This is a genomic window from Sphingobacterium sp. LZ11T8, assembly GCF_024261425.1.
Taxonomy (GTDB): domain Bacteria; phylum Bacteroidota; class Bacteroidia; order Sphingobacteriales; family Sphingobacteriaceae; genus Sphingobacterium.
The window spans coordinates 363,431-374,765 of record NZ_JANBZY010000001.1 but is presented as its reverse complement, the minus strand read 5'-3'; the positions used below and the strand labels follow the sequence as shown (position 1 = coordinate 374,765).

At 42.5% G+C, this 11,335-nt stretch carries 9 protein-coding genes; 3 read left to right on the top strand and 6 right to left on the bottom strand.

Annotation, left to right across the window (positions count from 1 at the left end):
- Positions 1–3 precede the first annotated feature (3 nt).
- Together NLF99_RS01555 and NLF99_RS01550 are read right to left on the bottom strand one after the other, a co-directional pair.
- Entirely contained in the window at positions 4–417 is a 414-nt protein-coding gene (locus tag NLF99_RS01555) for a Na+/H+ antiporter subunit B (protein WP_093100507.1), read from the bottom strand.
- Between the two features lie 4 nt (positions 418–421).
- Positions 422–2,731 carry a putative monovalent cation/H+ antiporter subunit A gene (locus NLF99_RS01550; RefSeq protein WP_254526512.1) on the bottom strand — a complete coding sequence of 770 codons (2,310 nt, stop codon included), beginning with the start codon at positions 2,729–2,731 and terminating at the stop codon, positions 422–424.
- Between the two features lie 221 nt (positions 2,732–2,952).
- Here NLF99_RS01550 and NLF99_RS01545 point away from each other — a divergent pair, with 221 nt between their 5' ends.
- Positions 2,953–4,038, top strand: a complete 1,086-nt coding sequence (locus NLF99_RS01545; RefSeq protein WP_254526511.1) for a metallophosphoesterase — start codon at positions 2,953–2,955, stop codon at positions 4,036–4,038.
- Positions 4,039–4,271: 233 nt separating this feature from the next.
- Here NLF99_RS01545 and acs read toward each other — a convergent pair whose 3' ends face one another.
- On the bottom strand, positions 4,272–6,188 hold the full coding sequence (acs, locus tag NLF99_RS01540) for an acetate--CoA ligase (RefSeq protein WP_254526510.1): 1,917 nt from the start codon (positions 6,186–6,188) through the stop codon (positions 4,272–4,274).
- Positions 6,189–6,379: 191 nt separating this feature from the next.
- Between acs and NLF99_RS01535 the strand changes: the two genes are divergently transcribed.
- The gene (locus tag NLF99_RS01535; RefSeq protein WP_254526509.1) at positions 6,380–7,255 is read left to right on the top strand and encodes a hypothetical protein; all 876 of its coding nucleotides are present in this window, start codon (positions 6,380–6,382) and stop codon (positions 7,253–7,255) included.
- Here NLF99_RS01535 and NLF99_RS01530 read toward each other — a convergent pair.
- The 3 genes from NLF99_RS01530 to rsmA are packed head-to-tail and all read right to left on the bottom strand — an operon-like array spanning position 7,220 to position 10,090.
- Positions 7,220–8,146 (bottom strand): NAD(P)-dependent oxidoreductase, encoded by a 927-nt coding sequence (locus NLF99_RS01530; RefSeq protein WP_185211263.1) that lies wholly within the window; start codon positions 8,144–8,146, stop codon positions 7,220–7,222. The genes NLF99_RS01535 and NLF99_RS01530 overlap by 36 nt on opposite strands.
- An 8-nt stretch (positions 8,147–8,154) precedes the next feature.
- Positions 8,155–9,309: an FAD-dependent monooxygenase gene (locus NLF99_RS01525; RefSeq protein ID WP_254526508.1), complete on the bottom strand. Its 1,155-nt coding sequence runs from the start codon at positions 9,307–9,309 to the stop codon at positions 8,155–8,157.
- Between the two features lies 1 nt (position 9,310).
- Complete coding sequence (gene rsmA, locus NLF99_RS01520; RefSeq protein WP_254526507.1) at positions 9,311–10,090, bottom strand: 16S rRNA (adenine(1518)-N(6)/adenine(1519)-N(6))-dimethyltransferase RsmA; 780 nt, start codon at positions 10,088–10,090, stop codon at positions 9,311–9,313.
- Positions 10,091–10,228: 138 nt separating this feature from the next.
- Between rsmA and pdxA the strand changes: the two genes are divergently transcribed.
- Positions 10,229–11,284 (top strand): 4-hydroxythreonine-4-phosphate dehydrogenase PdxA, encoded by a 1,056-nt coding sequence (gene pdxA / locus NLF99_RS01515; RefSeq protein WP_185215923.1) that lies wholly within the window; start codon positions 10,229–10,231, stop codon positions 11,282–11,284.
- The last annotated feature ends 51 nt before the right edge of the window (positions 11,285–11,335 follow it).

Genomic DNA, 11,335 nt, shown 5'->3' with positions numbered 1-11,335 from the left:
CTATTAATCCTTAGTAAGTGAAATAGTGAATAAAATAGTTAATACAACTCCTATCACGACCAGGTAAACCCCGAGGTCAAAAAATAAAGCCGATCCGATCATCCCGATAACCGGAATTTTTTCTTCCCACCACAATCCAGTCATGGGGGGCAGCCCAAAAAAGGTAGGCATCACCACGGCAACTGCAGAGATACCCAATCCAATGGGAATCAGGGACAAGGGTTTTCTCCCCAATATCTTCATGGTCGCTTCCGTACCATTGGCAAAACTGTGCAATACGAAGGCTATGGAGGCCACAAGACCACCAACAAATCCTCCTCCAGGATAATAATGCCCTCTCAACAACAGAAAGAAAGAGAATAGAAGTAAAATGGGTAACAGGTATCTTGTAGCTGTCTGTAATATTATACTGCGCATGATCTTATTCCTTTTCTGAAGATTTTAATCTCAATTTCAATAAACTGTACACGCCTAATGCGGCAATACCCAAGACCACCGTTTCAAACATGGTATCGATCCCACGGAAATCTGCCAAGATCAAGTTCACCACATTCTTTCCTTTTGCCAAAATATAAGCGTTCTCTCCGTAAAAATCGCTGGTTTGCGTTTGTATTGGCTCATACAGCACTTTCAAGGCAATGATGGAAAGTATTGCGCCAAAGCCCAGTGCAACGATGCTATCCCGGTATCTTTCTCGCTTTGAAGCTAGGTTCAGGAAACTCGGTAATTTATATAGGACCAATACGAAAAGTACGGTACTCAAGGTGTCAATGGTAAATTGGGTCATGGCCAAATCTGGTGCACTGTAGAACACATACATCAAACAGATACAATAGCCGATGACACTCATGGCCACCACCGAGGTCAATCGGGAAGGTGTGGAAATAACGATCACCAAAGCACCCAAAAGAATGATCACGACCGCTACCTCGTAGATGGTCAATGGGGTCAGGTTGTCGAAATCAATCTGGATTGGGCCACTTTGCCAAAGTTTATATATCAATAAAGCTTCAGCAAACAGGATGATCTTCATGTGGTATGACCGTAGATAGCCATTATGGAAGAAGTTACTGAACCAATCGGCAAAGCGTACGATATCATTGGCATAACCGGTTATGATCCGCTGAGGAGAAATCCTATCTAGGTTTTCCACCCGTTTTACTTTCGCTTCGCTAGGTTTATTGATGAAATAAACAAAAGTTCCTGCCCCAAGTGTTGCCAAACTTAAGATCAGCACGGTGTTGAAGCCATGCCAGATTGCCAAATGCATTTCGGTATCAGCAGCAAAGATGGAATTGGCAGTTTGATAACTCAGTAAGTTTCCGGTCAGTCCGGGAATCAACCCAAAGATTAGGCCTAAAGTGGCAAGGATCAATGGTGGAATCCACATGGATTTATAGGGAAGGTGCAGTTTCGAATAGGCTGATGGAAGCTCGCCAAAGAATGGTTTGATCCCTGCCATAAATCCAGCTGCTACCAAGCAGACATTGGTTGCGACGGCCAATATCGTCAATATCAATATCCAATTTTCCTTCGAATGTAGGGTCGCTTCATAAATGAGGTCCTTACCAATAAAGCCGAATGTAGACGGAAGGCCCGCACTGCTCAATGCGGCTAAACCAGCGGCTAGGGCAACTGGGCCCAACACTTTTCGCAACCCAGAAAGTTTCGTGATATCCCGTGTCCCAGTTTCATGATCGATGATTCCTGTGACCAGAAACAGGGTGGCCTTATAGAGTGCATGCACCAAGATAAATACACTGGCTGCAATAACAGCTTCCTTCGTGCCGACTCCCAACAAAAAGACCAGCATACCAAGGGCTGAAATGGTCGTATAGGCCAAGATAGATTTCAGGTCAATCCTGAACAGGGAGTGAACTGCGGAATATAACATGGTAAATCCGCCCACGCCTATCAAGGTATAGCTCCATAAATCCGTTCCGCTCAACACCGGGAAAAACCTAGCTAAAAGATAGATCCCCGCTTTCACCATTGTCGCAGAATGCAGATAGGCCGACACCGGAGTAGGGGCCTTCATGGCTCCCGGCAGCCAGAAATGGAATGGGAATTGGGCCGACTTGGTAAATGCTCCAATAAAGATCAGGAATAGGATCAATGGATATTGGGGATGGTTCAAGATAACGTCCCGATATTCTATTAATTCAGAAATCCTATAGGTTCCAGCTACATTGCCTATCAAGACAAGGCCGGCAAGTAAAAAGAAACCGCCCATACCGGTAATGGTCAGCGCGGTCATCGCACTTTTTCGGGATGCCTCTTGGTCATTGTTGAACCCAATCAGGAAAAAAGAACTGATACTGGTCAATTCCCAAAAGATAAACAGCAAAAAGATATTGTCCGAAAGGACCAAACCCAGCATGGCCGACATAAAAAGATAGAGATATCCAAAAAATCGGTCAAAATAAGGGTGTCCTTTGAGATATGTTCGGGCATAAAAGAAAATTCCACAGCCAATTCCCGTGATCAACAGGCAAAACAACAGAGATAAACCATCCAACTTGAGGTTGAAGTCGACCCCTAAGGATGGAACCCAGCTGATTTCTTGGAAAAAGGTAGATCCAGCAGCAATTTTTGGGATATATCCCATGTAATAAATAAATAGAGCTGTGGGAATGAGCGGAATGATGATGCTCCAGGATGATTTAAGCTTTTTGCCAAATGGAATGAGCAAAATCGAAGAAATCAAACCTAGAAGTATCGTAAATAACATGCGCGCTCTCTTAAAGAATTAATGGGATTCGGATAAAAATAATAAAAAACAGGCATTTTTCTCGCCTTAATTAAGAGAAAACATGATGAAATTCAAAAATAATTGCAATAAGCCAATTCCTCAAAATCCATCATGAATATTTTTGTCCCCTAATAAAAACATATACTTTCAATAAAAATCCCCTTTTCTTATTAAATTTAGATAATCAACTTTTAATCATTATGAATTTTAAATCTTTTTCAGTGCTCTTCACTTTGTTGGCGTTGCTATTGTTCTCGCAGCAGTTAATTGCCCAACAAAGCTATGTCAAACCTAAACTTACAAACAGCAAATCCTGGTCTTTGGTTTTAATTCCTGACCCGCAAACATATGTCAAATATGACCGCAATGTGGGGATATTAAATCTGATGACCTCTTGGGTCCGTGAAAATGCAGACTCATTAAATACCCAATTTGTACTATGTACGGGCGATTTGGTAGAACAGAATGATCTATTGAACCCAGACAGCAAGGCCGCAAACCAAAACAGCAAACAGCAATGGACCAATACCAGCGAAGCTTTCCGTAAGCTGGACAACCGTGTCCCTTATGTTTTGGCAACCGGTAACCATGATTATGGCCATGTGAGCGCTGAATATAGAGCTACCCAATATGACAGGTATTTCTCACCGGAACAAAATGGATTCAATGCAAGAGCATTGCGTGAGGTAGGTCCAAGCTTGAACGGCAACTCATCGGCTGTCAATGCAGTCTATGAGTTTGAAACACCTCATCCAAAGAAATTATTGGTAATGGTCCTTGAATTTGCTCCTCGAAATGAAGTGCTTGCTTGGGCAAAGAAAACTTTGGACCAACAGAAATATGAAAACCATGATGTGATCTTGTTGACCCATACCTATTTGGATAGCAAAAGCAACCATATCCAAAAAGAAGGATATAAGATTGAGGATGCAAACTATGGTGCCGCGGTGTTTGAAAAACTGGTAAAACCTTCCAAAAATATCCGAATGGTATTCTCTGGACATATTGGCGATCCGGATAATTTTGATGGACACATTGGTTTCAGACAGGATAAGAACGCTGCCGGAAAAACCGTCAGCCAGATGACCTTCAATGCCCAAGCCATGGGCGGAGGCTGGTTCGGTAATGGTGGTGATGGCTGGTTGAGGTACCTGGAATTCCTTCCGGATGGAAAGACCGTAAAAGTGAAAACCTTTTCACCGCTTTTTGCCATCTCCCCGGCAACCCAGAACCTAGCTTACAAAACTGAAAAAAACCAGGAATTTCAATTTTCACTGGAGGATTGATTCGATTTTCCTGACCAAAAGGCTTCGGGTTTTGCTTTGACCTCATTCGAGACACATTCGGAAAATTCGGAATGTGTCTCGAATGAGGTCAAAATATAAGCTAGGATTTTTCTAAAAAACTAGCCAGAACATTTTTCTAGATCAAATCGGCAAAACAGGACATAAAAAAATGGAGCCTACTTATTCTGTAGGCTCCATTTTTTTTATGGAATACTTATTTTAATCTTATACGATTATTTCTTCATTTCCTTAGAACCTTCAATGATAGCTTCCACTACGTTTGGATCTTGGAGGGTTGAAGTATCGCCTAGATTATTTAATTCGCCTTCGGCAATCTTACGTAGGATCCTACGCATGATTTTTCCAGACCTAGTTTTAGGAAGGTCCGTAACGAATTGGATAATATCTGGTTTTGCAATGGCTCCAATAATACGGGTCACCGTTTGCAGGATATCTTGTCTTGTTTTTTCGGCGTCGATATGGTGGTTGGCAATGACGTATGCATAGATACCTTGCCCTTTAACAGGGTGAGGGTAACCTACGATTGCTGACTCCACAACATCCGAGTGCATATTGATTGCATTTTCAACCTCAGCGGTGCCTATACGGTGTCCGGATACGTTCAATACATCATCCACACGACCGGTGATACGGTAGTAGCCTTCAGGACTGCGGTAACAACCATCGCCAGTGAAGTACATATCTTGGTAAGTAGAGAAATAGGTTTGTCTACAACGCTCATGATCGCCCCAAGTCGTACGCAACATGCCTGGCCAAGGGAACTTGATACATAGGTTGCCCGTCACATCGTTGCCTTGGATTTCTTCACCGTTTTCATCCATTAAGCATGGTTGAACTCCCGGTAGTGGCAACATCGCATAGCCAGGGATCTCTTTCGTGATGCCTGCAATCGGGGTAATGAGGTGTCCTCCGTTTTCAGTTTGCCACCAGGTATCTACGATTGGACATTTGCCATGTCCGACTTTATCGTGGTACCAGTTCCATGCTTCTTCATTGATCGGCTCACCAACAGTTCCTAAAACACGTAGTGAAGAAAGATCTTTTCCTTCTAGGAACTCATCGCCAAAGGCCATCAAGGAACGGATAGCTGTAGGAGCGGTATATAAGATGTTCACTTTATATTTATCGACGATATCCCAGAATCTACTTGCATTCGGGTAGGTCGGGATTCCTTCAAACATCAATGAGGTAGCACCTTGAGAAAGAGGTCCATAGACGATATAGCTGTGTCCGGTAATCCAACCGATATCAGCTGTACAGAAGTAAACTTCGCCCGGTTGATATTGGAAGGTGTTTGCAAAGGTGTATCCTGTGTAAACCATGTATCCAGCTGTGGTATGAACCACGCCTTTCGGTTTACCGGTTGATCCGGAAGTGTAAAGGATTAACAAAGTATCTTCAGCGTCCATCTCTTCAGCAGGACATGCAGGATTACCTTGGGTTTCCACTTTCTTGATCTCATCTTCCCACCATACATCACGACCCTTGATCATGGAGACTGGAGTACGGGTACGGGTCAAAACGATTACTTTTTCTACAGAATCACATTGCATCAAGGCATCATCCACAATAGATTTAAGTTCCAATATTTTTTGGCCACGGAAACCACCGTCAGAGGTAATGACCAATTTACAGTCTGCATCGTTGATACGATCTGCGATAGAGCGTGCAGAGAAACCGCCGAATACCACATTGTGGATCGCGCCGATACGAGCACATGCCAAGACAGCAATGACCAATTCAGGTACCATCGGTAAATAGATACATACCCTGTCGCCTTTGCGGATATTATTGTTCTTTAGGACATTCGCAAACTGCTCAACTTTTTGCAACAATTGCTTATAGGTCAGGATACGGTGTGCCTCATTGGGATCGTTAGGTTCCCAGATAATGGCAGGTTGATCTCCTAATTTATAGATATGACGATCTAAACAGTTCTCTGTAATATTAAGTTTCGCGCCTTCAAACCACTTGATGTCTGGATCTTTAAAGTTCCAGTTCAACACATTGTTCCATTTTCTTTTCCAAAAGAAATGGTCTGCCACATCACTCCAAAATGCTTCGGGTTCTTCTACACTCCTTTTGTAAGCTTCTTGATACTCCTCAAAAGATTTAAGCTGAAAATTCATCTTTTTTTAAAAAATTATAGGTCTACATTATCTTTACGTCAGGAAATTATTTAATTCGGTCAATTAGTTATTGAATGCGGAAAAAACAAGGACCTGTATAGCTAATTTAATTTTTTTTCGATTGAAATACTAATTTTTGTAGGCTAGGAACAAATATTGAGAACAATTGTTAGGTTACCATGACAGGCATTTTGAAAAGGATATACTATTTTTTGGTTCATACGAATCTATTGATTGCCCTGGCAGCGGTGGCTCAATGTGCCTTGACCTATTATATCCTGCAGTTTCCGGTCAACAATGATATCTTGATCATTGAAGGCGCTACCACCTTGCTTCTCTATAACCTGAGCCTGTACCTGTCCCTGCCGAAAGATCCCAGTAAATCACCATTTCAGCGAACCCGATGGATCGGGAAGAACATGTGGCTTTTTTGGGTATTGAGTGGCCTGTCAGTTTTGACTACGGTTTGGGCTTTGTTACATGTGCATATCTTGACCTTGTTTTTTCTGGGCTTTATTGGCGTGATCAGTTTGGCCTATGCCGTTCCACTGGTCAAAGTCAATAATAAATGGGTAGGGATGAGGCAAGTCCCTGGGTTGAAGGTTTTTTATATCGCCTTAGTCTGGTCGTTAAGTAGTGTGGGACTTCCCGTAGTGGAGCTGTTTGCCAATGGCGAGCAAATAGATTGGTACTTTGCCAATTACTTAGGACTAGTAAAAATTGTATTCTTAGTGCTTTGTACACTGCCTTTTGATATCAGGGATTATGAACAGGATAGTTTGTATAACCTGAAAACGGTGCCGATCTTATTGGGAAAAGAAAGAGCGATTAATTTATCCTATGGAATAGGGGTCTTCCATTTGATCCTAATTCTCTTTTCCCCAAATACCTGGGCTGTAAAAATTGGTTTGTTGTTGACGACGATCCTCATCTTGGCCATGTTCAGGATCATTATCTTTTCAAAAGAAAAGCACTATCACCATGTCTATCTCCTAGACCTAGCTTTAGTGCTTCAATGGTTCTTTGTATGGCTATTGATACTCGTAAGCAATAACCTTATCAGCTAATACTTCGGATAGCTTATAATAACTTTCGAATGTCCAACCGGCAACATGTGGGCTCAATAGTACATTTTCCCTTTGGATCAGGTCCTGATACCAAGGCTCTTCGGCCAAAGCAGGGAATTTCTCAACGGGCAGCACATCAAATGCCGCGGCAATAATTTTGCCTTCGTCCATTTTCTTCAATACTGCGGGGATTTTAACGATTCCCCCGCGAGCACCCATCAAAAAGAAGATAGGTTTCCTGAAATGGAATAGGTATTCGTCATCCACCATACCTCGGGTCTCACGTGTTAAAGGAATATGGAAACTTAATATATCGGCTCTGCGTACGACTTCTTCCATCGAGACCTCGCTGGCATATAGGTCAGAAAAACCAGTTTTATACTTGTCATAAGCAATGACTTTTACATCAAATCCAGATAGTTTCTTTGCCATGGCTTGACCATTATGGCCATATCCGATGAGCGCCACGGTCTTTCCTTTCAGCTCATAGCCTCTGTTTTCTTCTCTATTCCATTCGCCAGATCGAACCTCCCGATCTCCACGGTTCAGGTTGTTCATCAAGCTCAAGAGCATTCCGATCATGTGTTCGCCTACTGCATCGCGGTTTCCTTCATTGGCAGGGATCAATTTGATACCCTTGCTGCTAGCGTAAGCTTCATCAATATTGTCCATTCCCGCTCCGGCTCTACCGATCATCTTGAGGTTGGGGTTGAGGTCAATAAATTCTTTGTCCACTTGGAATTTCGAACGGATGATAAGGCCATCAAAATCAGGGATAGCTTTTTCCGCTTCCGCTCTGTTCATATCAGGTTGGTAAGAATAGGCAATTGCAGCGCGACTTAGTTTCTGCAACAGAACTTCATGGATATCGTCGACTATTAAAATATTCATATTATGCATTATTTCATGAAATCTTCCTTGAACAGCTTGATCAAAGCTTTTTGGTTCATGCTGTCGGGCATGATCTTCATGAGGTTATTTCGGACTGAAATTAAGAATTTATTCTCCCATTGAGCAAAATCACCAATCAATTTTGAAGTATCTGTGATATACTTGGTCCGGGATAATCTTCGATTTTCAAAAGATAGGAAGGCTTGCCCTACAGGTTGTTGCTTTTGTAGTTCCTGATGGAGTACCGCGACATCTTCCATGGCTTGGCATGCTCCTTGGCCCATATTGGGGGTACAGGCATGTGCGGCATCCCCAATGATCAAGATATTGCCAAAGGCAAAGTTCTTTAACGGTTTGATATCTATGATATCGGACCAGATCAAATCGGAATCTAAGGTTCTGTCCAGTACTTCTTGTATAGGTTGATGGTAATTCCCAAATTGACGCTTCAGGTCCTGTACCCCATAACCCCTGAAAGTTGGGTTTTGTTGGGGCCCATTGATACATGCATACCAATAGATTCGTTTATTGACGAGTGGTGTTAGACCAAATCGGCCTTTATTTCCCCAAGTCTCCGATCCTCTGTTCAGGTTGAGTTCCGTGTTGTCTATTGTCGCTCGCCAACAGCTATAACCAGCATATCTCGGTTTTGAAGTTGGGACGAGCTGTTGTCGCAGGGGCGATTTGACACCATCAGCAATGATGAGGTATTTGCTCCTGTGCAAACTTCCATCTTCAAAATGTATTTCCACATAACCCTCTTTTTGGGTCAAATGACTTGCTCTCTTGCCAAGAGCAATGTGATCTTGATTTACTTTTGATAAGAGGTAGAGATGTAAATCGGCGCGATGGATAGCAAAATTCTTTTGCGCGTATTTATCGGATAATTTACTGGTGTTTGGGTTGACGAGGATATTTCCTTTTTGGTCAAGGATAGCAAAGGAATCTAGGTAATAACCGATCTTTTCGACTTCCTCACGGATTCCGATATATTCTAGGGCTTGCATGGCATTGGCTGCTAAGCCAAATCCAGCCCCGATACCTTTGATTTCTTTGGCTTGTTCAAAAAGAGTGAATTCACGGTTTAGGTTTTGTAGAGCAATGGCTGCGGTAAGTCCGGCAACCCCAGCTCCAATAATGGCAAATTCACTTTGTACATCCATGTCAGAGACTTTTTGAAATTTCGTTGGTCAAGGTTTCAAAATCTTGAACGGACAGGCGTTCTGCCCTTAATTCATAGAGCGGATTGTCACTCATCCTATCTTTAGGGACTACAGCTGACAGGGCATTCCTCAAGGTTTTACGTCTTTGGTTGAAGCCTGCCTTTACCACGCGCCAGAATAATTTCTCATCACAGTCCAAGGTCACGCGATTGTTCCTTACCATGCGCATCACGCCTGAAAGAACTTTTGGTGGCGGATTGAATGCTCCTGCTTTTACGGTAAAGAGATAAGAAACATCATAGTATGCCTGCAGAAATACACTCAGAATTCCGTATTCCTTGTTTCCAGGTTTGGCCACACAACGTTCGGCTACTTCTTTCTGAAACATACCTACCATTTCAACCACACGGTTTCTTTCTTCCAAGACCTTAAAAAGGATTTGGGAAGAAATATTGTAGGGAAAGTTCCCGATAACGGCCATCTTTTCACCAAAATATTGGCTGAAGTCCAGGTTTAGGAAATCGCCATGGATCAGACGGTTGCCAAGTTCAGGGTATTTGTCTGCTAAATATTCAATGGATTCATCATCGACATCGATCAAGAAGGTTTCATAGGACTCATTTTGAAGCAGGAAATCGGAGAGAACGCCCATTCCAGGTCCAACTTCCAAGACCTGGTTGAAGCCAAGAGAAGGAGTTAAAGCATCAACGATCCGTTGTGCTGCATTTTTGTCGTTAAGGAAATGCTGACCTAAATGTTTTTTTGCGCGTACTGAACCCATAGGAATTATTTGCTACAAAGATAGTGTTTTTTAGGCGAGCAGGATTTGAATTGTATGTTCCATTTGCATGTTAATGCCATTTGAACCTTAATGTTTATGTTTTTTTGCTATTTTTGACTATATCTAATAGCATTGAAGATGAGTGAGAAACTAAAAATAGGCATTTCAGTAGGAGATATTAACGGAATCGGTTTAGAGGTTATTATTAAATCCTTGATGGATAACCGTGTTCTGGATTTCTTTACGCCCATAGTTTATGGCAATACCAAAGTTGCCTCCTTCCATCGAAAGGCGATTGGAGTGAATGATTTCAGTTTCAATGTGATCAACTCAGCGGATCAGGCAAACGCTAAGCGTCCCAATATGATCAATTGCTGGCAAGAGGATGTAAAAATCAGTTTGGGCGAGCAAAACGAAATTGGTGGTAAGTATGCCTTTATTTCTTTGCAAAAAGCTACAGAGGACCTGAAGGCTGGTTTGATTGATGCTTTGGTCACTGCGCCGATCAACAAACATAATATACAGCAAGAGGGCTTTAACTTTCCAGGACATACCGAATACCTACAGGATGCATTTGATGCCAAGGATGTCTTGATGTTTATGGTGAGCGATGACCTTCGCGTTGGCGTGGTTACAGGGCATATTCCTGTGAAGGAAGTAGCGGCTTCCATTACGGAGGAGGGCATATTGCATAAATTGAGGATGATGAATGAAAGCCTGAAGAAGGATTTCTGGATTCAAAAACCAAAGATTGCGGTGCTCGGCTTAAATCCACATGCCGGTGATGATGGCCTGATCGGTACGGAAGACCGTGACATTATAAAACCAGCTATTGAGAAAGCCAATGAAGAAGATATCTTCTGTTTTGGTCCATTCCCAGCTGATGGTTTCTTTGCGGCTGATGCCTATACCAAGTTTGATGCGGTCCTAGCCATGTACCATGACCAAGGTTTGATTCCGTTTAAACATATCGCTGCGCGTAATGGAATTAATTTTACAGCAGGCCTACCAGTTGTCCGTACTTCCCCAGATCATGGAACCGGATATGACATCGCTGGAAAAAATATGGCCTCACATGCATCTTTCTTAGAAGCGATTTTTGAAGCAGTTCATATTGTAAATAGACGTAGAGAACAAGAGGTTCTGACTGAAAATCCATTAGCTTTCCGTAGACTGTCGAAAGATCGTGACTAAGTAAAGGCTGGATTTTATAAAGGCTGACACCTGTTGTCTATAAATTTCATT

Bases quoted from the DNA above. Each gene is read 5' to 3' on its own strand.
- rsmA (WP_254526507.1), bottom strand. From the start codon at position 10,090: ATGGGTTCAGTACGCGCAAAAAAACATTTAGGTCAGCATTTCCTTAAC.
- NLF99_RS01555 (WP_093100507.1), bottom strand. From the start codon at position 417: ATGCGCAGTATAATATTACAGACAGCTACAAGATACCTGTTACCCATT.
- acs (WP_254526510.1), bottom strand. From the start codon at position 6,188: ATGAATTTTCAGCTTAAATCTTTTGAGGAGTATCAAGAAGCTTACAAA.
- NLF99_RS01530 (WP_185211263.1), bottom strand. From the start codon at position 8,146: ATGAATATTTTAATAGTCGACGATATCCATGAAGTTCTGTTGCAGAAA.
- NLF99_RS01545 (WP_254526511.1), top strand. From the start codon at position 2,953: ATGAATTTTAAATCTTTTTCAGTGCTCTTCACTTTGTTGGCGTTGCTA.
- NLF99_RS01525 (WP_254526508.1), bottom strand. From the start codon at position 9,309: ATGGATGTACAAAGTGAATTTGCCATTATTGGAGCTGGGGTTGCCGGA.
- pdxA (WP_185215923.1), top strand. From the start codon at position 10,229: ATGAGTGAGAAACTAAAAATAGGCATTTCAGTAGGAGATATTAACGGA.
- NLF99_RS01550 (WP_254526512.1), bottom strand. From the start codon at position 2,731: ATGTTATTTACGATACTTCTAGGTTTGATTTCTTCGATTTTGCTCATT.